Origin of the sequence: Hydrogenophaga taeniospiralis (assembly GCF_020510445.1) — a bacterium.
Classification (GTDB): domain Bacteria; phylum Pseudomonadota; class Gammaproteobacteria; order Burkholderiales; family Burkholderiaceae_C; genus Hydrogenophaga.
Map to the genome: position 1 here is coordinate 678,684 of NZ_JAHBAG010000001.1, position 21,410 is coordinate 700,093.

Sequence of the window (21,410 nt, forward strand, 5' to 3'; positions counted from 1 at the left end):
GATCAGTCATAGTTCTGGAAACGGCTGGGAGGACTGATCTCTTCGCGCAGGTATTGGTACTTCGGCACGTTCGCCTGCAGGGTCTGCAGGGAACTGGCCCCGACCTTCGAGAAGCCGGAGAACTCCAGCTGGAACAGGATACTCTGGTTGGCCTTGGTCGTGGTCTGCTGCAGGCGCGTGAGCACGATGCGCCCCAGCCAGCAGCCCGCGTCGTATTCGAACCCCGCGATCAGATCGACGATCTTGCGGTCGGGCATGCTGTAGTTCATGCGGCCCACGCTGTACCACTGACCCGGCCCAAGGGCATGGCCGGGCACCCGCGCGGGCGCGTCACCCCAGAGCGCGGAAAGCGGCCATTGCCATCCGAGGTCGATCTGCTCGCTGACGCCGCGCTGGATGCGGTAGGCCGCGCTCAGCACCCGGTAGGGGCCCGGCGTGTAGCGCCCGCCCACGGTGGTGCGAACCGACTCCCGGCTCTTGGGGTTGTACTGCAGGGTCGAGTCGAAGGACCACAGGGGGTCCCACTGCACCCGGCCCGACAGCAGGATGTTGCTCAGGCGCTCGGTGACGGGTTTCCCGCCCGGCAGGGTCACGTTCTGGTCTTCCAGCAGATAACGCTGGGCCACGCCCAGGCGCACCACCTCGGCACCGTTGTCGGGGTTGATCAGGCGCGAGCTGACCCCCAGCGTGACCGCACGGGTGTCGCTGATGCGGTCGTTGCCGCTGAACACGTTCTCGGTGTACATGGACGCCAGACTGAAGTCGCGGCTGGCCGAATCGAAGTTGGGCAGACCGCTCTGGTCGCGAAAGGGTGTCCAGGTGAAGAACGCGCGGGGCTCCAGGGTCTGGACGTACTCCCGCCCCCAGAAACTGGAGGGCTTCTCGAACACCAGGCCGCTGTCCAGGCTGGCCGTGGGCACAGCCCGCGACAGGGTGTTGCCGACGCCGTTCGAGCCGTCAAACTGGTACTGGGCCGTGTTCAGGCGGGCCCGCGGCTGCACGAACCAGCCGGGTGCTTCCCAACGGTGCGTGAGTTCGGTGATGGCCAGCGCACGATCGCCACCCGCCTTCACCGTGCCACTGGCCACGGCCACCGAGCGCTGGAAGCGGGTGAAGTTGGTTTGCACGGTGAAATCCCAGCCATCGGAACCGAGCAGGCTCTGGTTGATCTTGCTGTAATTCACCCCCACCGCCGGCAAGCGGTCGTAAGGCGGTGTGATGGGCGAACCGGCATTCTGCAGGGTCTGCCATTTGTAGGCGCCCACACTCGCCGACCACGGACCGTGTCCCCATCCCAGCACGGCGTCGCTGTGCAGCAAACGGCTGGTGGTCAACCGGATCGTGCTCGAACGCGGGAAATCGCTCCAGTAGTTGTCGTCGCTGACCCGGTTGAGGTTCAGGCGCAGGCCGATCGGACCCCAGGCGCCCAGGGAATCGCCCAGGCGCTGGGAGTGCGCCAGCGAGTAGGCCCACCGGTCCTGGTCGCGCAGCTTGTCCGAGGGCATGTAGGCAGCGCGCAGCCGGCTGTTGAAGGTCGGGGCGAGATAGCGGGCCTCGCCCGCCAGATCGACGCCCCGCTTGCTCATGACCGAGGGATACAGCGTGACGTCGTAGTTCGGTGCCAGGTTCAGGTAGTACGGCACCATGAGCTCGATGCCGCTCTGGCTGTCGAAATTGATCGACGGTGGCAACACGCCTGTCTTGCGCTTGTCCGACAGCGGAAAACTGAAGTAGGGCGCGGCCATGATGGGCACGCCCTTGAATTCGAGCACGCCACCGCTGGCATAGCCCACCTCTTCCACGTTGTCGAGTTCGATGCGCGTGGCGCGGACCAGCCAGTCGGGCATCCAGCGCTCGCCCGGCGTCCGCGGGCAGGTGGAATAGCGCGCGTTGTGCGCCACCGTGGTGTCCTTGGACACGAAGTCGATCCGGTTCGCGTCGCCCAGCCCCTCGTTGCGCAACAGGGTGAACTCGGGCTCGGTGAAATAGCCCTTGTCGGTGTTCACGTTGAGCTGCACGTCGGGCCCGACGAAACGGTCGCCGTGCCGGTTGATGAGCACATTGCCGGTCCCGCGCGCGTCGCCGCTGCGCTGGTCGTACTCCAGCCGGTCGGCCTTGATCACCGTGTCGTGCCGCCGCAGCACGGCCGAGCCTTCGATCACGGTCACGGCGTCGGTCTGGCTCTCGATCTGGTCGCCCGAGACGAAAGTGGGCAGCTGGCGGCGCGCGTCCTCGGGCAGGACTTCGCGCAGCCGAGTGCCCTGTTTCAGACGCAACTCGGTGTTTTCCGTGGGAGTTCCGGCGTCGACCTGCGCCAGCGCCTGCGCAGGCAGATACCCGGCACCCAGCGCCAGCACGGCCAGCACCCCGTGCACGGCCTGCGCCAGCGGAGTGGGAACAGGGCCCGCACCGATCGAAGGTCGAATCGTCCGGGGGCGAGACTGAGGGTGTGGAGTGTCTGGTTTCAAGGCGGTTTCAGGCAAAGGCGGCCGACTCTGAAGACCATGCGTGCGCATGGCCCTGCGCATGGTATCAGGCGACACCGGCTGCACGCAGCGCTGGTGCCCACCGGCGGTGGATTTGTAGAATCAACGGCGATTATCCTATGCCCACCCCCTGGGTAAACCCGGCGCCAGCGCCCCGAACCGGCCCATCTCCATGCCCCCGAAACCCGACGCCGTCCTGTGGGCCGATCCCCAGCGTGAGACCGCTTTCAGCCACTGGCTGCAAACCCTGGTGACCGCACAAGGGCTTCGGCCCGACACCCTGCGCCCGGCCTCGGCCGATGCGAGCTTTCGCCGCTACCTGCGCATCGACACCGTGGCCGGCGACAGCCGCATCGTCATGGACGCGCCGCCCGAGCGCGAGAACTGCCGCCCCTTCGTGCAGGTGGCCCAGCTCATGCACGAGGCCGGCCTGCTGGTGCCCGACATTCTGGCCTGGGACGAGCCCCAGGGCTTCATGCTGCTGTCCGATCTGGGGCAACAGACCATGATGGAGCAGATCGAGCCGCAGAACCCCGCCGCCAACCACGCGCGCTACCTGCAGGCGCTCGACACCTTGCTGGCCTGGCAGCTCGCCTCGCGCCCCGGCGTGCTGCCCCCCTACGACGAGGCCCTGCTCAAGCGCGAACTGCAGCTGTTCCCCGACTGGTACCTCCAGCAGCACAAAGGCATCACGCCCGAAGGCGCGATGGCGCAAACGCTGCAGAAGACCTTCGACAGCATCGTGGCGCACAACCTGGCCGCCCCCCAGGTCTATGTGCACCGCGACTTCATGCCACGCAATCTGATGATCCCCGGGGTGGGTGGTCCGGCGGCAAACCGGTCTACCGCGCAGCAACTGGGCGTGCTCGACTTCCAGGACGCGGTGTACGGTCCCGTCACCTACGACATCGCCAGCCTGATGCGCGACGCCTTCCTGAGCTGGGAGGAAGACTTCGTGATCGACATCACCGTGCGTTACTGGGAAAAAGCGCGCAAGGCCGGCCTGCTCGACTTCGAAGACTGGCACAGCGACTTCGGCGCCTTCTACCGGGCGGTGGAGTGGATGGGCCTGCAGCGCCACCTGAAAGTCGCCGGCATCTTCGCGCGCCTCACGCTGCGCGACGGCAAGCCCAAATACCTGGCCGACGCGCCGCGCTTCATCGGCTACATCCGTGCCACCGCACACCGCTACCGCGAGCTGGGGCCGTTCCTGAGACTGATCGACGAGGTCGAAGGCCTGCAAGCCGCCTCGGGCTACGCTTTCGGGCGGGTCTGAGCACCGCCCCGATGCCGCGCTTTCACTGCCCCCTGCCGCTGCGCCCCGGCGCCGAGCTGGAGCTGCCCGCCACCGCCGCGCGCCATGTGCAGGTGCTGCGCCTGCAGCCGGGCGGCGAGATCACCCTGTTCAACGGCGAAGGCGGTGAGTACACCGCGACCATCACCCGCATGGGCCGCAGTGACGTGGCCGTGCGCATCGACAGCCAGCAGGCCACCGAACGCGAGCCCGCGCGGCCGGTGCAGCTGGCGCTGGGCATGCCCGCCAACGACCGCATGGACTGGCTGGTGGAAAAAGCCGCCGAGCTGGGCGTGCACAGCGTGCAGCCCCTGCACACCGCGCACAGCGTGCTGCGCCTGGCCGGCGAGCGCGCCACCAAAAAACAGGCGCACTGGCAGTCGGTGGCGGTCGCGGCCTGCGAGCAGTGCGGCGGCAACCGCGTGCCCGCCGTGCTGCCGGTGGCCGATCTGTCGACCTGGCTGCCGGCCTCGGCCGGCGGGGCCGCGCTGCGCTGCGTGCTCTCGCTCGCGCCCGGCACCCGCCCCCTGACCGAGGTGCTGGGCGATGCCCCCGCCGGCGCCGGGGTGTTGTTCCTCAGCGGCCCCGAAGGCGGTCTGTCGGCCAGCGAAGACGCGCAGGCGCGCGCGGCCGGTTTCGTGCCGGTCACCCTCGGGCCGCGCGTGCTGCGCGCCGAAACCGCGGCGCTGGCGGCGCTGGTGCTGGCGCTCAACGCCGGCTGAAGAAGTCCCAGATCAGCGCATTGGCCGAAATCGCGCTGGTGCCCGGCTGCTCGCCGCGCACCTTGCGCCCGCCGGGCCAGGCATGGCCGCCGGTCTCGGTCACGCACAGCTTCACCTCGGCGCCGCCCCGGCAGGGCGAGCGGGTTTCGCACCACGCGCCCGGCACCTCCAGCACACGCCGTGGCGCGGCCTCGCAGCCGTTGAGCCGGGCCCATTTCGCCACCGTGTCGGGCACCGACACGAAGTCCGCGTGGGTGTCCGAGGCGCTGCCCGAACCGCCGTTGAAGAGCACGCGGTCGTCGTCCAGCGCGTGGATGTGCAACACCGACACGGGCACCGAGGGCGCACAGGCCGGCGTGCCATCGGTGCCGGCCACGGAGGCGATGGCCTTGAAGGTGCCGGCCATCTCGCAGGCCAGCCGGTACGAGAGCATGCCGCCGTTGGACATGCCCTGGGCAAAGATGCGCCCCGGGTCGATGTTCAGGCGCTGGCGCAGATCGGCCACCACGGCGCGCACGAAACCCACGTCATCGATCTGCCGGTCGCGCGCCTGGCCGCAGCACAGGCCGGCGTTCCAGGTGGCGAGCTTGCCCGAGCGCAGGCGGCTGGTGCCGTTGGGAAACACCACCACGTAACCGGCCTGCTCGGCGTGCGAGACCAGCCCGTAATAACGGTCGTCGGCCTGGATGTCCATGTTGCCGCCGCCCCCATGGAAGGACAGCACCATCGGTATCGGCGTGGCCGGGTCGTAGCGCACCGGCACGTGCACGCGGTACTCGCGCGTCAGGCCACCGTGGCGCAGGCTGAAGCGGTGTTCACCGGGCCGGGTGATCGGCACCGGCGCGGCCGGCTGCGGCGCCCGGTCCTGGCGCTGCTGCAGCCAGTCGCGCAGGGGCGTCGTGCGCTCGGGGCGCTCCTGCGCGCTGGCCGGCGGTGGCACCAGCCCGGCCCCCAGGATTAGCAGCGAAAGGGCCAGTGCCCAGGTTTTTGTGGATGTCATGCGCGCTCCCGACGAACGGTGGTGGCGCGATCTTGCCGCAGGAATCGCCCGGCGGCCAGCGCCGCGCGCGGCAGAAACCCCAGGCGGCAAGGGCCATGGCGCCACTGTATAAACGACGCCTTATGAATAAAAACCTCTGGCTGCTGGCCGCCGCGCAAGGCCTGTTCCTGACCAACAACGTGGTTTTCATCGCGATCAACGGGCTGGTCGGTCTGTCGCTGGCGCCCTTGGGCTGGATGGCCACGCTGCCGGTGATGGGCTATGTGGTGGGTGGCGCGCTGTCCACGCCGCTGGTGGCGCGCACACAAAGCGCCTTCGGCCGCCGGGCCTCGTTCCAGATCGGGCTGCTGGTGGCGCTGGGCTCGGCCCTGCTGTGCTACTGGGCGGCGGCGGACCAGAACTTCTGGCTGCTGGTGGCGGCCACCGTGATCGCGGGTTACTACAGCGCCAACGGCCAGCTCTACCGTTTTGCCGCGGCCGAGCTCAGCGCGCCGGCGTTCCGCGAGAAAGCGGTGTCGCTGGTCCTGGCCGGGGGGTTGGCCGGCGCGGTGCTGGGGCCCAACCTGGCGGTGCGCACCAAGGACTGGCTGGCCGTGCCGTTTGCCGGCGCCTACCTGGCGCTGGCGGTGGTGGCCCTGCTCTCCATGGTGGTGATGGCGTTCATGCGCTTCCCGCCAGTGCCGCCCCGGGCCGCGAACGCCGATCGGGGCCGCCCGCTGTCGGTGATCATGCGCCAGCCGGTGTTCATCGTGGCGGCGGCCGGCGCGGCGCTGGGCTATGGCGTGATGAACCTGCTGATGGCGGCCACGCCGCTGGCCATGCAGGTCTGCGGCTTTCCGTTCGACGACGCCGCGCTGGTGCTCGAATGGCACGTGATCGGCATGTTCGCGCCCGGGTTTTTCACCGGCCACCTGATCAAGCGCTTTGGCACGCTCACCATCATGGGCGTGGGCGTGGTGCTCAACTTCGCCTGCATCCTGGTGGCGCTCTCGGGCGTGGAGTTGCACCAGTTCCTGATCGCGCTGTTCCTGCTCGGCGTGGGCTGGAACTTCCTCTTCACCGGCAGCACCACACTGTCGCTGCAGGCCTACAGGCCCGAGGAAAAGGACCGCGCGCAAGCGGCCATCAACTTCTTTGTTTTCGCCACCATGGCCTTCACCTCGTTCGCCTCCGGCGCCCTGGTCACCACCCAGGGCTGGCAGTGGCTGAACGTGGGTTCGCTGGTGCCCGTGGCGCTCACGGGGCTGGCACTGGTCTGGCTGGCGTGGGCCCGGCGCGAAGTCCCCCGTCCGGCCTGATCCGCGGCCGGGGGATCAACCGGCGGCCGGAAAGCGCCGGTCCAGCCAGGCCTTGAGCGCGCCGTACACGGGGGCGGGGTCTTCCTCGTTGAAGATCTCGTGGTACAGGCCCTCGAAACACTGGCTGCTCACCAGCTCGCGCGGTGCCGCGGCGGCGAACGCCCGGCTGCCAGCGGGGCTCACGAGCTTGTCTTCGCCGGCGAACATCAGCAGCGTGGGCACCGTCCAGCGCGGCGCCGCCGACACCACGCGGGGCCCGTTGCTGTCGATGAAGTGCGCGAGACGGGCGGTGATCCGGTCGTGCACCAGCCGGTCTTTCTGGTAGGCCGCCACCGTGGCCGCGCTGTGCGAGATCCGGGTGGCGTCCAGCCGGTTGCCCAGGGCCAGGTTGGGCGCGAAGCGGTAGAGCAGGCCCATGAGCGTCCTCATGAGCGCGCCGATGCCGGTGTCGAGCGCGGGCGAGGACAGCACCAGCGCGTCAACCGGCGCCATGGTCCGCCGCACAAAGGTCGAGGCCACCAGCCCGCCCATGCTGTGGCCCAGCAGGATCAGCGGGCAGGACCAGGGTTCGGCGATGTGGCGCCGCGTGTCGTCCAGCACCTCGGCCAGGTCCTCCAGCAGGGCGTCGTCATCGGGCAGCACGCCCCGGGCCCCGCCAGACTCGCCGTGGCCCCGCTGGTCGTAGGCGCGCACGCAGAAGCCCCATCCGTTCAGGCGCTGGGCCAGCGGGTCGTGGCGCCAGGCGTGTTCGCCCAGGCCGTGCACGATGAGCACCACGCCGCGTGGCCGCGAGCGCCTGGGCAGCGGCCAGTCGTAGATGGCCACGTTCAGGCCGTCGCGCAGGGTGAAGGGAGCCTGGGTGGTGTCGGACATGGTCGGGGCGCCGGGGTGGAGAGGGGGTCAGGGCATGCGCGCGATCACCTGGGCCACGCTGGCGGTGAGCCGGCGCGCGTAGTCCAGGTGCAGGAACTCGTTGGGGCCGTGGGCGTTGCTCTTGGGCCCGAGCACGCCGCAGACCATCATCTGCGCGCTGGGGAAGCCCTGGCTGAGCAGGTTCATGAGCGGAATGGTGCCGCCCTGGCCGATGGTGCCACAGCCGGCCCCGAAGTGCGCCTGCGACGCGTCCTGCAGCGCCTGCTCGAACCACGGCGTGGTGCTGGGGGCGTTCCAGCCGCTGGCCGAGCCTTCGCCCTCGAACGTGACCCGGGCCTGGTAGGGCGCGTTGTCTTCGAGCAGGGCCTTGAGCTGCTGTGTCGCCGCGGCGGCGTCCACCAGCGGCGGCAGGCGCAGGCTGAGCTTGAAGGCGGTGTAGGGCCGCAGCACGTTGCCCGCGTTCTGCAGCGTGGGGAAGCCTTCGGCGCCGGTGACCGAGAGCGTAGGGCGCCAGGTGCGGTTGAGCAGGGCCTCCACCGGGTCGGTGGTGGTGGGCAGGGCGAACACGGTGGAGCCGCCGCAGTCGTGGTGGGCCCAGGGGAAGCGCTGGTGGATCTCGTCGCCCAGGATGGCTGCGGTGGCCCGGGCCTGCGCGATGCGTTCGGCCGGCACCTCGCAATGGAAACTGGCCGGCAGCAGGCGGCCGGTGGCGCTGTCTTCCAGCCGGTCCAGCACGTGGCGCATGATGCGAAAGCTCGACGGCACCAGGCCCGAGGCGTCGCCCGAATGGATGCCCTCGGTGAGGATCTCGACCTTGAGCACGCCGCTGGCCATGCCGCGCAGGCTGGTGGTGAGCCAGAGCTGGTCGTAGTTGCCGGCGCCGCTGTCCAGGCAGATCACCAGGCCCACGTCGCCCAGGCGCGCGCGCAAGGCGTCCACATAGGGCAGCAGGTCGGGCGAGCCGCTTTCTTCGCCGGTCTCGATCAGGCCCACGATGCGCGGGTGCGCCGCGCCCTGGGCCTTGAGCGCCTGGATGGCGGCGATGCTGGCGTAGACCGCGTAGCCGTCGTCGGCGCCGCCGCGACCGTACAGCTTGCCCTCCACGATCTTGGGCGTCCAGGGACCGAGGTCGCTGCGCCAGCCGGTGAACTCGGGCTGCTTGTCGAGGTGGCCGTACATCAGCACGGTCTGGCCCGAAGAACCGACGCCCCCACGCTCCACCGCTTCGCGGGTCGCTGCCCCCTGAGGGGGCTGATTCGCCTTGGGGCTGCCCGGCGGCGAATCGGATGTGCCCACGCCTTCGCTGGCCGGCACTTCAAAGAACAGCACCGGCGTGCGCGGCAGGCCGTGGGCGTCGTTCAGCCGCACGATCTCCAGCGTGAGGCCTTCGACCTGCTGCGCGCGCACCCAGTCGGCGGCGTTGTGCAGCACGCGGTCGAGCAGGCCGTGCGCGGCCCAGTCGGCATCGAAGGCGGGCGACTTGGCCGGCACCTCGATGTAGCGCACCAGCTCGGGCACGATGCTGCGCGACCAGGCCGCATCCACATGCGCCTGCAAGGCGGCCGGGTCCAGCAAGGGCAGGGGATGGGGCAGACGGGCGTTCATGTCATCGGTCTCCAGGTGCGGGCTGCCTGGCCACCGCCAGCGCAGCGGCGGCACAGCAGGAATGGCGGGGGGATGCCGACGCGGGTCGGGACCCTGTTCAGGAAGTATAGGCAGGCCCGGCCATCGGCGTCGACCACCTTGCACACAGCCCTCAAACACCCAGGCGGACCACCGTCACCGGTCGTCCGCCTGGCGAGACTGTTCGGCGGCCCGTGCCACCCGGAGGTGCCACCGGACCCCGTCTGCGGGCCGCACTACGCCAGCCGGAACACCTGCACCACCTGCGACAGGCGCGAGGCCTGGTCCTTCAGGCTCTCGGCGGCTGCCGCGCTCTGCTCAACCAAGGCGGCGTTCTGCTGCGTCATCTGGTCGAGCTGGTTCACCGCGGTGTTGACCTGCCCGATGCCGTCGCTCTGTTCGCCCGCCGCCGCCGTGATCTCGCCGATGATGTCCGTCACCCGCTGCACGCTGGCAACGATCTCGCTCATGGTCTGCCCCGCGTCGGCCACCAGCCGGCTGCCGGCGTCGACCCGGTCCACGCTGGCGCCGATCAGGCCTTTGATCTCTTTGGCCGCTTCGGCGCTGCGCTGGGCGAGGTTGCGCACCTCGCCGGCCACCACGGCGAAGCCCCGGCCCTGTTCACCGGCGCGTGCGGCTTCCACCGCCGCATTGAGCGCCAGGATGTTGGTCTGGAAGGCGATGCCGTCGATCACGCCGATGATGTCGTTGATCTTTTTGCTGCTGTGGTTGATCTCGTCCATGGTGGCCACCACCTGGTTGACCACCTGACCGCCGCGCGCGGCGATCTCGGCCGCGCTGGAGGCGAGCTGGTTGGCCTGGCGCGCGGCGTCCGCGCTCTGGCGCACCGTGCTGGTGAGCTCTTCCATGCTGGCCGCGGTCTGCTGCAGGTTGCTCGCGGCCTGTTCGGTGCGTGCGCTCAGGTCCTGGTTGCCCGAGGCAATCTCGGCCGAGGCCGTGTTGATGCTGTCCGTGGCGCTGCGCACCTGGCCCACGGTCTGTTGCAGCGAGGTCTGCATCGAACGCAGGGCCTCCATCATCGACGCGGTCTCGTCGCGCCCTTCGCCCTCGTCGACGCGGTGCGTCAGGTCGCCCGCGGCGATGGCCGTGGCCAGTTCGCGCGCCCGGTCCAGCGGTTTGCAGATGCTGCGCATGTTGAGCCAGGTGAACGGCACCAGCAGCAGGCCCACCCCGGCGAGCACGCCCAGGTTGAGCAAAGTGGCCTGGGCCGCGCCGTCCTCGCGCGCGGTGCGCGCCTCGGCGGCGTCCGCGTCAAGCACCTCGGCGGTCTTGAGCAAGGTGGCGTCCAGCGCGCGCATGTGCTCCTTGGCGTTGCCCAGCATCTTGTCGGCCGTGTGGCTGTTGTCGTACGCGCCGTCCTCCACCTGCAGCACGATCTGCTGGGTCGCCTTCGCGTAGGCCGTCAAGCGCGCCAGCGCCTCGTCGAGCAGCGGCGCTTCCCGGTCGTTCGCGTCGGCCCGCATCGCCTCCAGCTGCTTCTGCGCCGCCGCCACCGCCGCGGTCCAGCGGTCCCGGTGCTGGTTGAGGGTGATGCGGTCGTCGTAGTAAATGATCATGTCCTTTTCCGCCCGGTTGACGTCCCCGACCTGGCGGTTGACGTCGCTCAGCGCATGCGCGCGCTGCAGCGAGCGGGTGATGAACCGGTCGGTGCGCTGGCTCTGCTGCCACATCGACAGCACGCCGGTCGCGGCCACGAGGCACACCATGGCCAGCATGAGCACGAGCATGCCGATCAGGCGGGTGCGGATGCGGAAACGGCGCATGGCGTTGATGAGCGTGTTCATACAGAGTCCCTCTCGGTGTCCAGCCGGAACGTGGCGACCACGCTGGCGAGCTTGGTGGCCTGGTCCTTCAGGCTCTCGGCCGCCGCCGCGCTCTGTTCGACCAGCGCGGCGTTCTGCTGCGTCATCTGGTCGAGCTGGCCGACCGCCGTGTTGACCTGACCGATGCCCTGCGCCTGCTCGTTCGCGGCGGTGGTGATGTCGTTGATGAAGGCCGAGACCTTCTCGGCGTTGGCCACGATCTCGCCAATGGTGCTGCCGGCCTCGGCCACCAGCCGGCTGCCGGCGTCGACCCGGTCCACGCTGGCGCCGATCAGCGCCTTGATTTCCTTGGCCGCTTCGGCGCTGCGCTGGGCCAGGTTGCGCACCTCGCCGGCCACCACGGCGAAGCCCCGGCCCTGTTCGCCGGCGCGTGCGGCTTCCACCGCGGCGTTGAGCGCCAGGATGTTGGTCTGGAAGGCGATGCCGTCGATCACGCCGATGATGTCGTTGATCTTCTTGCTGCTGTGGTTGATCTCGTCCATGGTGGCCACCACCTGGCCGACCACGCGGCCACCGCGTTCGGCCACCTCGGCGTTGGCCACCGCCATCTGGCTGGCCTGGCGCGCGGCCTCGGCGCTCTGGCGCACCGTGCCGTTGATCTGCTCGATGCTGCTGGCGGTCTGCTGCAGGCTGCTGGCGGCCTGCTCGGTGCGGGTGGACAGGTCCAGGTTGCCCGAGGCGATTTCGGCGCTGGCGGTGCCGATGCTGTCGGTGGAACTGCGCACCTCGCCCACGATGCGCACCAGCGACGCCTGCATGCCCCCCAGCGCCCGCATGAGCGCGGAAACCTCGTCCTTGCCGGTGCCGGTGATGTTCTGCGTCAGGTCCCCACGGGCGATGGCCTCGGCCACGCGCTGGGCCTGGTCCAGCGGTTTGCAGATGCTCTGCATGTTGGCCAGCGTGGTGGGCACCACCACCAGCGCGGCCAGCGCCACGGCCACGCCAAACAGGGCCATGGTCTGGTCGCTGGCGCTCTGCTCCTCGGCCTTCAGGCGGTCCGCTTCGGCCATGATGCTTTTTTCGATCGTCTGCAGGTCGCCGAGCAACACCTTGTACTGGTCATGCGCCTTGGCCAGCATGCGGTTGGCCACGGTGGCACTGTCGTAGCTACCGTCCCTGATCTGCGCCACCACAGGCTCGACCGATGTCACGTACTCGCCCAGGCGCTTGTCCATGTCGCGCAGCGCCTGGTTGTCGGTGTCTTCCTCGCCCTCGAGCATCTGCGCGATGTCCTTGCGCAGCTGATCGCGGGCCTTTTCCCAGCGCATGTTGGCCAGCGAGAGCTGCTCGGGCGATTCGTATTGGATCACCATGTCTTTCTCGTAACGGCTCAGGTCGCCCATCGCCACCTTCAGGCGCGACAGCGCGAGCGTCTCCTCGAAGGCATTTCCCACGAACGTGTGGTTGATCGTGATCAGGCGCGTCATGCCCCACAGGCCCGCCCCGCCCACGATGCCCAGCAGACAGAGCACCACACCGATGGCCGCCAGCATGCGCAGGCGGATCGAAAACAAGCGCATCAAAGATTGAAGTCCCATGACAAAAGCTCCGGATCGTCAATGAAAAAAAAGTAGCGAGTGCCGCGCGCCCGGTGCCGCGGTGTTCGACAGGCCGCCGCGGCCCGGACCACCCCCAGAGCCAGGGGCCCAGCCGCGTGGGCATTCATCGGGCGGCTCCCGAGGACGGGTGGGCGGCACCATCGATGCGGAACACCTGCACCACCTGGGACAGGCGCGAGGCCTGGTCCTTCAGGCTCTCGGCGGCCGCCGCGCTCTGCTCAACCAAGGCGGCGTTCTGCTGCGTCATCTGGTCGAGCTGGTTCACCGCGGTGTTGACCTGCCCGATGCCGTCGCTCTGTTCGCCCGCCGCCGCCGTGATCTCGCCGATGATGTCCGTCACCCGCTGCACGCTGGCAACGATCTCGCTCATGGTCTGCCCCGCGTCGGCCACCAGCCGGCTGCCGGCGTCGACCCGGTCCACGCTGGCGCCGATCAGGCCTTTGATCTCTTTGGCCGCTTCGGCGCTGCGCTGGGCGAGGTTGCGCACCTCGCCGGCCACCACGGCGAAGCCCCGGCCCTGTTCACCGGCGCGTGCGGCTTCCACCGCCGCATTGAGCGCCAGGATGTTGGTCTGGAAGGCGATGCCGTCGATCACGCCGATGATGTCGTTGATCTTTTTGCTGCTGTGGTTGATCTCGTCCATGGTGGCCACCACCTGGTTGACCACCTGACCGCCGCGCGCGGCGATCTCGGCCGCGCTGGAGGCGAGCTGGTTGGCCTGGCGCGCGGCGTCCGCGCTCTGGCGCACCGTGCTGGTGAGCTCTTCCATGCTGGCCGCGGTTTGCTGCAGGTTGGAGGCCGTCTGTTCGGTGCGGGTGGACAGGTCCTGGTTGCCGGTGGCAATTTCCTGGGAGGCCGTGCCGATGCTGTCGCTGGCCTGCCGCACCTGGGTCACGGTCTGGCGCAGCGAAGCGACCATCTCGCCCACCGCCGCCAGGAGACTGCCGGGCACCACCTTGGGCAGTTCGACCGCCAGGTTGCCCGCCGCCACGGACCGCATGACGGCCACGGCCTGGGCCGGTTCACCACCGATCTGACGCATCACGCTGCGCAGCGTGGCCCACCCAATGGCGCCGATCACGAGCAGCACCACCAGACCCACCGCGAGGTTGCCCAGGGTGGCGGCCATGAGCTGGGCGTCCAGGTCGTCGGTGTACAGACCCGACCCCACCATCCAGTTCCAGCCATCGACCTGCATGACGTACTGCAGCTTGGGCACGGGCACCGTGCTGCCGGGGCGGGGAAAGTTGGTGTGCACGAAGGCGCGGCCGTTGCTGCCGTTCTTCATGCCGCTCACCAGGGCGCCGATGACGTCCGCCCCCTCACCGTCCTTCACCTTGCCGACCATGTTCTGGCCGGCCCACTCCGGCTTGATGGGGTGCATCACCCCCACGCCCTCGGTGGACCAGATGTAGAAATACTCCTTGCCCTCTTTGCCGTAACGCGCCAGACGGATCGCTTCCTTGGCCGCCTCCTGGGCCGCCGCCTCGCTCAGCTTGCCGGCCGTGGCCTGCGCGCGAAACCCTTGGGCAATCGCGTGGGCGGACTCCACCGCCGCCACCAGCTGGTCGCGACGGCCTTCGCCCATCTGTTGGCGCAACTGGTAGACCGACAACAGGCCGATCAGGGCAATGCCCACGACCGCCGCCAGGATCTGCAGGGCGATTTTTCCGCGAAAGCTCAGTGAATCCAGCATCGTGTTTCTCCGGGTATCCAATCCATACTCATCTCAGGCAGCGGCCAGCCGGAACGTCGCCACCGTGTGGGTCAGTTGCCGGGCTTGCTCCTTCAGGCTCTCGGCCGCGGCCGCGCTCTGTTCGACCAAGGCAGCGTTCTGCTGTGTCATCTGGTCGAGCTGGTTCACCGCGGTGTTGACCTGCCCGATGCCGTCGCTTTGTTCACCCGCCGCCGCCGTGATCTCGCCGATGATGTCCGTCACCCGCTGCACGCTGGCAACGATCTCGCTCATGGTCTGTCCCGCGTCGGCCACCAGCCGGCTGCCGGCGTCGACCCGGTCCACGCTGGCGCCGATCAGGCCTTTGATCTCTTTGGCCGCTTCGGCGCTGCGTTGGGCGAGGTTGCGCACCTCGCCGGCCACCACGGCGAAGCCCCGGCCCTGTTCACCGGCGCGTGCGGCTTCCACCGCCGCATTGAGCGCCAGGATGTTGGTCTGGAAGGCGATGCCGTCGATCACGCCGATGATGTCGTTGATCTTCTTGCTGCTGTGGTTGATCTCGTCCATGGTGGCCACCACCTGGTTGACCACCTGACCGCCGCGCGCGGCGATCTCGGCCGCGCTGGAGGCGAGCTGGTTGGCCTGGCGCGCGGCGTCCGCGCTCTGGCGCACCGTGCTGGTGAGCTCTTCCATGCTGGCCGCGGTCTGCTGCAGGTTGCTCGCGGCCTGTTCGGTGCGTGCGCTCAGGTCCTGGTTGCCCGAAGCGATCTCGGCCGAGGCCGTGTTGATGCTGTCCGTGGCGCTGCGCACCTGGCCCACGGTCTGTTGCAGCGAGGTCTTCATGGCCTCCAGGGCGTTGAGCAGGTCGCCGAGCTCGTCCTTGCGGTGGGACTGCACACGCTGCGTGAGGTCGCCCTGCGCCACGGCGGTGGCCATCGCCACCGCTTCCTTCAACGGCCCGGTGATCGAGCGGGTGATGCGCCAGGCCACCAGCACGGCCAGCAGCAGGGCCACCGTGGCCAGGGCCAGGATGGAGATCTCTTCCCGCACGACCGTGGCCGCCGCCGCGGCGCTGGCGGCCGTCACCAGTTCACGTTCGTGCTGCTGCAGCACGGACATGCTCGCGATGTACCGCTCGACCGCGGGCACCAATTCGGCGTCCAGCATGCGGTCCGCCTCGAAGCTGTCACCACCGAGCAAGGTGGTGAAAAAGGTTTCGCGGATGCCGATGTATTCCTTGCGCCGCTTCCCGATGTCGCCCAGCAGGGCCTTGCCCTGCTCGCTGGTGATCTGCGCTTCCAGCGTCTTCTGCAGTTCGTTGATGCGCGCGGTGGTCTGCGAGATCAGCGGTTTGAAATAGCTGTCCACGTCGGTGTGGTTGTTCGACTTCGCCAGCGCGATCACCCGGTTGGCGTTCAGGCGGGTGCTGGCGAGCCACTCATCGGTCACGGCCAGGCGGTGCTCCATCTCCATCAGCCGGGTGGTGGCCGCCGTGGACGCCTGCAGGCTGTACCAGGCCAGCCCCGCCACGCCCACGAGCAGCGCCACCACACTGCCGAAACCCCATGAAAGCCGGTGACCGATCTTGAGTTGATGGAATGACATGGCCGGTACCTGCGGACTCTGTGGGGCGGTGGGGGAAGCAATCGGCTCGTGGGGCGCGTTTGCCGGGATTCAGAAGCTCTCCCACTCCCCCGCGTCGTTGGCAGGCGCGGTGGCCTTGGCGACGGGGGCAGCGGTCGTGGTGGCCAGGGGTGGGCGCCGGGGCGCCTCCAACTGGGTCTGGGGTTTTGGCGCGGGCGCGGTCTCGCGGGGAGCGGGCGCTGCGGCTTTGGGGCTGGGCGCGACCTTGGCGGGCGCGCTCCGCACCGGGGCGGGCGCGGCGGTACCGGCGGCGTCGATGCGGAACACCTGCACCACCTGGGACAGGCGCGAGGCCTGGTCCTTCAGGCTCTCGGCGGCTGCCGCGCTCTGCTCAACCAAGGCGGCGTTCTGCTGCGTCATCTGGTCGAGCTGGTTCACCGCGGTGTTGACCTGCCCGATGCCGTCGCTCTGTTCGCCCGCCGCCGCCGTGATCTCGCCGATGATGTCCGTCACCCGCTGCACGCTGGCAACGATCTCGCTCATGGTCTGCCCCGCGTCGGCCACCAGCCGGCTGCCGGCGTCGACCCGGTCCACGCTGGCGCCGATCAGGCCTTTGATCTCTTTGGCCGCTTCGGCGCTGCGCTGGGCGAGGTTGCGCACCTCGCCGGCCACCACGGCGAAGCCCCGGCCCTGTTCACCGGCGCGTGCGGCTTCCACCGCCGCATTGAGCGCCAGGATGTTGGTCTGGAAGGCGATGCCGTCGATCACGCCGATGATGTCGTTGATCTTTTTGCTGCTGTGGTTGATCTCGTCCATGGTGGCCACCACCTGGTTGACCACCTGACCGCCGCGCGCGGCGATCTCGGCCGCGCTGGAGGCGAGCTGGTTGGCCTGGCGCGCGGCGTCCGCGCTCTGGCGCACCGTGCTGGTGAGCTCTTCCATGCTGGCCGCGGTCTGCTGCAGGTTGCTCGCGGCCTGTTCGGTGCGTGCGCTCAGGTCCTGGTTGCCCGAGGCAATCTCGGCCGAGGCCGTGTTGATGCTGTCGGCCGCCGTGCGCAGCTCGTGCATCATGCCCAGGAAACGCCCGCGCATGCCTTCGACCTCCTGCACCAGGCGGCCGATTTCGTCGCGCCGGGTGCTGTGGAATTCGCGCGTCAGGTCGCCCTGGGCCACGCTGGTCACGGCCTGGGTAAGGTCGGCCAGCGGGCGGCTCACGTTGCGGCGCACCAGCCAGAACAGGCCCAGGCCCAGCAGGGCCGTGGTCGCGGCCAGCAGGGCCCCAAAGGCGTACATGGTGGACCAATGGGCGGCCATGGCTTCGGTGTCGGACACCTCCACCACCACCCACCAGCCGGACTGGGCCTCGCGCTTGACCGCCCAGGGGTGGGACATGCCGGCGTCGAACAGGGGCGCCATGTCGGACGCGAAGGCCTGTGGCGTGGCGCGCAGCGCGGTCAGCAGGGCGTCGGCCTCGGGGAACACTTCCAGCACCTTCTTGCCGCTGGCCGTGGGGTGCATCACGAACACAGCCTCGGCGTTGCTCTTGCGCGGATCGATCAGGTAGGTGCCGCCGGTGTTGAAGAAGCGGGCCTCGTCCACCAGTTTTTTCAGGCTGGCCTGGAAATCGGTGATGTCAAACCCGATGAAAAGCAGGCCCACGACCTGACCGGCGTCGTTCTTCACCGGTTCGTAGTGGGTCATGTAGGGCTTGCCGAACAGCACCGCGCGCCCGGTGTAGGTCTGGCCCTTCAACATCAACGGGTAGGCCGGGTGTTCGCGCGCCAACAGCGTGCCCATCGCGCGCTCGCCGTTTTCCTTCTTGAGCGAGGTGGCCACGCGCTCGAAGTCGTCGCCCTTGCGCATGAAGATCGTGGCCACGCCCCCGTTGTGCTGGTTGAAGGCGTCCACTTCGGAGAAATCGTCGTTGAGCAGCATGCCCCAGCTCTTGAGATGGCCGGAGGCCGCGTCGAGCTCGAAGGTATCGGCGAACTTCTTGCGAAACGGCCGGTAGGCCCGGTCGGTCATGAGGCGGGCCGTGGCGTCGAAGGCGTCCACCGAGTCGGCCACGGAGCGGGCCTTGTCGTCCACCCACTGCACGAGGCCCTCGCGCGAGCGTTGCTCCGCCACGATGGCCATCGCCACGCTGACGATGAGCAGCACGCCGGCCAGCAGGGCCACCGCCAGCAGGGCCACGCGGCGCGCGACGGATTGGTTGTGAATGGCGGGTGTTTTCATGGGCGCGTCTCCTTTGATGTTGTGTCTGTCCAGGGCCTGCGGCTTACTGCAGGCTGCGGGCGCTGTCCATGAGGCCCATGTCGGCGCTGGACATGAGGGCTTCGATGTCCATCAGGATCAGCATGCGTTCGCCCACGCTGGCGATGCCGGTGATGAAGCTGGTGTCCACCGTGGTGTTCATCTCGGGCGCGGGCTTGATCAGGTCGCTGCTGAGTTCGAGCACGTCGGACACCGAGTCCACCACCGCACCCACCACCCGGCCCCGCACGTTGAGCACGATCACCACCGTGAAACCGTTGTATTCCACCTTCTCGCAGCCCAGCTTGATGCGCAGGTCCACCACCGGCACGATCACCCCGCGCAGGTTGACCACGCCCTTGATGAAGCTCGGTGCGTTGGCGATGCGCGTGGGCTCTTCGAACGAGCGGATCTCCTGCACCCGCAGGATGTCGATGCCGTATTCCTCTGCGCCCAGGCGAAAGGTCAGGAATTCGGCCTTCTTCGCCGCCGCCGCGCTGCCGCCGCTGCGCGCGCTGTCCTGGCGCGCCAGGTGGCTGCCTTCGTTGTGCATGTCCATGGGTTCTTCCTCGAAAAGCGGATGGGTTCATGAACTATCGGCCAGTCAGCCGCTGGCTGAAGGCAAAAAAAAACCGACAAAGCCCGGACAAACCCGGGCTTTGTCGGCCGAGCCTGCGGCTTACTGCAGGCTGCGGGCGCTGTCCATGAGGCCCATGTCGGCGCTGGACATGAGGGCTTCGATGTCCATCAGGATCAGCATGCGTTCGCCCACGCTGGCGATGCCGGTGATGAAGCTGGTGTCCACCGTGGTGTTCATCTCGGGCGCGGGCTTGATCAGGTCGCTGCTGAGTTCGAGCACGTCGGACACCGAGTCCACCACCGCACCCACCACCCGGCCCCGCACGTTGAGCACGATCACCACCGTGAAACCGTTGTATTCCACCTTCTCGCAGCCCAGCTTGATGCGCAGGTCCACCACCGGCACGATCACCCCGCGCAGGTTGACCACGCCCTTGATGAAGCTCGGTGCGTTGGCGATGCGCGTGGGCTCTTCGAACGAGCGGATCTCCTGCACCCGCAGGATGTCGATGCCGTATTCCTCCGCGCCCAGGCGAAAGGTCAGGAATTCGGCCTTCTTCGCCGCCGCCGCGCTACCGCCGCTGCGCGCGCTGTCCTGGCGCGCCAGGTGGCTGCCTTCGTTGTGCATGTCCATGGGTTCTTCCTCGAATGCGGTGGGTCAGAAACTTTCCCAGTCGTCCGTGCCGGTGCGGCTGGGCGTCGGGTTCGCGGCCACGGGGCGCGGGGCCTTCGGGGCCGAGCTGGATGCCTGGGCCTTGGCGGGCGCGGCCGGTTTGAACGGGGTCACGTTGGACACCGGTTTGACCGCTGCGGCCGGCTTGGGCGCAGGTGCACTGAAATGCGCATGGGCGCCGGTACCGGCATTGAGCTTGAACACGCTCACCGCCTGCACCAGCTGCTGGGCCTGCTGCTGCAGGCTGGACGCGGCGGCCGCACTCTGTTCCACCAGGGCGGCGTTCTGCTGCGTGGTCTGGTCCATCTGGGTCACCGCTTCGCTGACCTGGCCCACGCCCGCGCTCTGTTCGTTGCTCGCGCTGCTGATCTCGCCCACGATGTCGGTCACGCGCCGGATCGAGGTCACCACCTCCTGCATGGTGGTGCCGGCGCGGTCCACCAGGGCCGTGCCCTGCTCCACACGCTCCACGCTGGCCATGATCAGGCCCTTGATCTCCTTGGCCGCTTCGGCACTGCGCTGGGCGAGGTTGCGCACCTCACCGGCCACCACCGCAAAACCCCGGCCCTGTTCGCCGGCGCGTGCGGCTTCCACCGCCGCGTTGAGCGCCAGGATGTTGGTCTGGAAGGCGATGCCGTCGATCACGCCGATGATGTCGGCGATCTTGCGGCTGCTGTCGTTGATGTCCTTCATGGTGTGCACCACCTGGCCCACGACCTCTCCGCCCTGCACGGCCACACTGCTGGCGCTGGCCGCGAGCTGGTTGGCCTGGCGGGCGTTGTCCGCGTTCTGGCGGGCGGTGGAACCCAACTGTTCCATGGAGGCCGAGGTCTCTTCCAGCGCCGAAGCCTGCTGCTCGGTGCGGCTGGACAGGTCCGAGTTGCCCTGCGCGATTTCCGCGCTGGCCGTGGCCACGCTGTCCGCGCTGTGCCGCACGTCGGACACCACCCTGGTCAAGGACGATTGCATGTCGTTGAGGGCATTGATCAGCGGCGTGAACTCATCCTTGCTGTTGTTTTCCGCGACGCTGGTCAGGTCGCCGTCACGCACCCGTTCGGCCACCGCCTGCGACACCGCCACGCGCCGGCGCAGCAGGCTCGCCACGTACCAGGAAAACGCCAACAGGCTCAACGCGATCACCAGCGCCAGGATGGCGACCAGGTTCGAGGTCGCCAGCACCCCGCTTTCGATACGAGCGATGTCCTCGGTCAGGCCCTTGGCCTGGATCTGCCGCCCGCGATCCAGCTCGGCCAGCAACAGATTGCGCGCGGGGATCGTCACGTCCACCAGGTAGGCAAAGGCTTCTTCCTTCTTGCCTTCGCGGATCAGGGCAATGTTGGCTTCCCCGACCTTCCAGAACGTGGCCATCAGGGGCGGGAGTTTCGTGAAATGCTCCTTGCCTTCTTTCGAAAACAGGCGCTTTTCAAAGGTCGCCAGGGTGTCGTCCATGCTGGTGCGCTTGGCGCCGATGTAGCTCAGCGTTTCCTCCAGCTCCTGCGGGGTGCGCGAGAGGATGGAATGCCGGATCTGCAGCGAGACCTGGGTCACGTTGAGTTCCAGCTTGGCCATGGCTTCCAGCTGGGGCACCCGGCTTTCCCCCGTGTTGTCGGCCAGATCGGCCGCGTCGTTCAAATTGATGTAGGCGAAGGCGGCGAGTGCCGCGAGCGCCAGCGAAATGGTGATGCTGACCGCGTACAACCGCTTCGCAATCCCAAACGTAAATCCGGAGTTCATGTCGTTGTCCTGAGTGGTAGGGCGCCGGGTTGTTGCGTGCCCTGCAAATCGGCGCCACGACTTGCAGGTTGGTTGGATGGGTTCCCGTTTCCGCCAGGCAGAACGGGACCCATCGTTGTTTGAACTATCGACCGACTTGACCCCGGCTAAAGCCCGGATGAGGAGCACCGCACCGGTACAAATGTGCGATTTCTGGCAACCAGGGGCGATTCA

General features: G+C 68.4%; 15 protein-coding genes. 3 read left to right on the forward strand and 12 right to left on the reverse strand.

Features of this window, described 5'->3' with window-relative positions:
• Positions 1-2 precede the first annotated feature (2 nt).
• Positions 3-2,375, reverse strand: a complete 2,373-nt coding sequence (locus tag KIH07_RS03280; RefSeq protein WP_226490609.1) for an LPS-assembly protein LptD — start codon at positions 2,373-2,375, stop codon at positions 3-5.
• Positions 2,376-2,658: 283 nt separating this feature from the next.
• Here KIH07_RS03280 and KIH07_RS03285 point away from each other — a divergent pair, with 283 nt between their 5' ends.
• Positions 2,659-3,762 (forward strand): aminoglycoside phosphotransferase family protein, encoded by a 1,104-nt coding sequence (locus tag KIH07_RS03285; protein ID WP_226490610.1) that lies wholly within the window; start codon positions 2,659-2,661, stop codon positions 3,760-3,762.
• Positions 3,763-3,773: 11 nt separating this feature from the next.
• Positions 3,774-4,502: a 16S rRNA (uracil(1498)-N(3))-methyltransferase gene (locus KIH07_RS03290; protein WP_226490611.1), complete on the forward strand. Its 729-nt coding sequence runs from the start codon at positions 3,774-3,776 to the stop codon at positions 4,500-4,502.
• On the opposite strand, the gene KIH07_RS03295 is transcribed toward KIH07_RS03290, so the two are convergent.
• Positions 4,489-5,502: an alpha/beta hydrolase family esterase gene (locus tag KIH07_RS03295; protein ID WP_226490612.1), complete on the reverse strand. Its 1,014-nt coding sequence runs from the start codon at positions 5,500-5,502 to the stop codon at positions 4,489-4,491. The genes KIH07_RS03290 and KIH07_RS03295 overlap by 14 nt on opposite strands.
• Before the next feature lie 122 nt (positions 5,503-5,624).
• Here KIH07_RS03295 and KIH07_RS03300 point away from each other — a divergent pair, with 122 nt between their 5' ends.
• Positions 5,625-6,800, forward strand: coding sequence for an MFS transporter (locus KIH07_RS03300; protein WP_226490613.1), 1,176 nt, complete (start codon positions 5,625-5,627; stop codon positions 6,798-6,800).
• Between the two features lie 15 nt (positions 6,801-6,815).
• Here the strand turns inward: KIH07_RS03300 and KIH07_RS03305 are convergent, their stop codons facing one another.
• The 10 genes from KIH07_RS03305 to KIH07_RS03365 all read right to left on the reverse strand — a co-directional run bounded on the left by KIH07_RS03305 (position 6,816) and on the right by KIH07_RS03365 (position 21,197).
• Positions 6,816-7,673, reverse strand: coding sequence for an alpha/beta hydrolase (locus tag KIH07_RS03305; RefSeq protein WP_226490614.1), 858 nt, complete (start codon positions 7,671-7,673; stop codon positions 6,816-6,818).
• A 27-nt stretch (positions 7,674-7,700) separates the two neighbouring features.
• Positions 7,701-9,278 carry a M20/M25/M40 family metallo-hydrolase gene (locus KIH07_RS03310; RefSeq protein WP_226490615.1) on the reverse strand — a complete coding sequence of 526 codons (1,578 nt, stop codon included), beginning with the start codon at positions 9,276-9,278 and terminating at the stop codon, positions 7,701-7,703.
• 254 nt (positions 9,279-9,532) lie between these two features.
• Entirely contained in the window at positions 9,533-11,101 is a 1,569-nt protein-coding gene (locus KIH07_RS25455; RefSeq protein ID WP_319004775.1) for a methyl-accepting chemotaxis protein, read from the reverse strand.
• Positions 11,098-12,678 (reverse strand): methyl-accepting chemotaxis protein, encoded by a 1,581-nt coding sequence (locus KIH07_RS25460; RefSeq protein WP_319004776.1) that lies wholly within the window; start codon positions 12,676-12,678, stop codon positions 11,098-11,100. The genes KIH07_RS25455 and KIH07_RS25460 overlap by 4 nt, the downstream gene beginning before the upstream one ends.
• Positions 12,679-12,802: 124 nt before the next feature.
• Positions 12,803-14,395 (reverse strand): methyl-accepting chemotaxis protein, encoded by a 1,593-nt coding sequence (locus tag KIH07_RS03335; protein WP_226490616.1) that lies wholly within the window; start codon positions 14,393-14,395, stop codon positions 12,803-12,805.
• 33 nt (positions 14,396-14,428) lie between these two features.
• A complete protein-coding gene (locus KIH07_RS25330) occupies positions 14,429-15,979 on the reverse strand; it encodes a methyl-accepting chemotaxis protein (RefSeq protein ID WP_264181790.1) in 1,551 nt (516 codons plus the stop codon).
• Between the two features lie 69 nt (positions 15,980-16,048).
• Positions 16,049-18,193 (reverse strand): methyl-accepting chemotaxis protein, encoded by a 2,145-nt coding sequence (locus KIH07_RS03350; protein WP_226490617.1) that lies wholly within the window; start codon positions 18,191-18,193, stop codon positions 16,049-16,051.
• 43 nt (positions 18,194-18,236) lie between these two features.
• Entirely contained in the window at positions 18,237-18,770 is a 534-nt protein-coding gene (locus KIH07_RS03355; RefSeq protein WP_226490618.1) for a chemotaxis protein CheW, read from the reverse strand.
• 120 nt (positions 18,771-18,890) lie between these two features.
• Entirely contained in the window at positions 18,891-19,424 is a 534-nt protein-coding gene (locus KIH07_RS03360; protein ID WP_226490618.1) for a chemotaxis protein CheW, read from the reverse strand.
• A 24-nt stretch (positions 19,425-19,448) separates the two neighbouring features.
• Complete coding sequence (locus KIH07_RS03365; protein ID WP_226490619.1) at positions 19,449-21,197, reverse strand: methyl-accepting chemotaxis protein; 1,749 nt, start codon at positions 21,195-21,197, stop codon at positions 19,449-19,451.
• Between the last annotated feature and the right edge of the window lie 213 nt (positions 21,198-21,410).

Excerpts from the sequence above, each read along its gene's own strand:
- KIH07_RS03285 (WP_226490610.1), top strand. The coding sequence starts at position 2,659 with ATGCCCCCGAAACCCGACGCCGTCCTGTGGGCCGATCCCCAGCGTGAG.
- KIH07_RS25330 (WP_264181790.1), bottom strand. The coding sequence starts at position 15,979 with ATGTCATTCCATCAACTCAAGATCGGTCACCGGCTTTCATGGGGTTTC.
- KIH07_RS03360 (WP_226490618.1), bottom strand. The coding sequence starts at position 19,424 with ATGGACATGCACAACGAAGGCAGCCACCTGGCGCGCCAGGACAGCGCG.
- KIH07_RS25460 (WP_319004776.1), bottom strand. The coding sequence starts at position 12,678 with ATGGGACTTCAATCTTTGATGCGCTTGTTTTCGATCCGCCTGCGCATG.
- KIH07_RS03310 (WP_226490615.1), bottom strand. The coding sequence starts at position 9,278 with ATGAACGCCCGTCTGCCCCATCCCCTGCCCTTGCTGGACCCGGCCGCC.
- KIH07_RS03355 (WP_226490618.1), bottom strand. The coding sequence starts at position 18,770 with ATGGACATGCACAACGAAGGCAGCCACCTGGCGCGCCAGGACAGCGCG.
- KIH07_RS03295 (WP_226490612.1), bottom strand. The coding sequence starts at position 5,502 with ATGACATCCACAAAAACCTGGGCACTGGCCCTTTCGCTGCTAATCCTG.
- KIH07_RS03335 (WP_226490616.1), bottom strand. The coding sequence starts at position 14,395 with ATGCTGGATTCACTGAGCTTTCGCGGAAAAATCGCCCTGCAGATCCTG.
- KIH07_RS03290 (WP_226490611.1), top strand. The coding sequence starts at position 3,774 with ATGCCGCGCTTTCACTGCCCCCTGCCGCTGCGCCCCGGCGCCGAGCTG.
- KIH07_RS03365 (WP_226490619.1), bottom strand. The coding sequence starts at position 21,197 with ATGAACTCCGGATTTACGTTTGGGATTGCGAAGCGGTTGTACGCGGTC.
- KIH07_RS03300 (WP_226490613.1), top strand. The coding sequence starts at position 5,625 with ATGAATAAAAACCTCTGGCTGCTGGCCGCCGCGCAAGGCCTGTTCCTG.
- KIH07_RS03305 (WP_226490614.1), bottom strand. The coding sequence starts at position 7,673 with ATGTCCGACACCACCCAGGCTCCCTTCACCCTGCGCGACGGCCTGAAC.
- KIH07_RS03350 (WP_226490617.1), bottom strand. The coding sequence starts at position 18,193 with ATGAAAACACCCGCCATTCACAACCAATCCGTCGCGCGCCGCGTGGCC.
- KIH07_RS25455 (WP_319004775.1), bottom strand. The coding sequence starts at position 11,101 with ATGAACACGCTCATCAACGCCATGCGCCGTTTCCGCATCCGCACCCGC.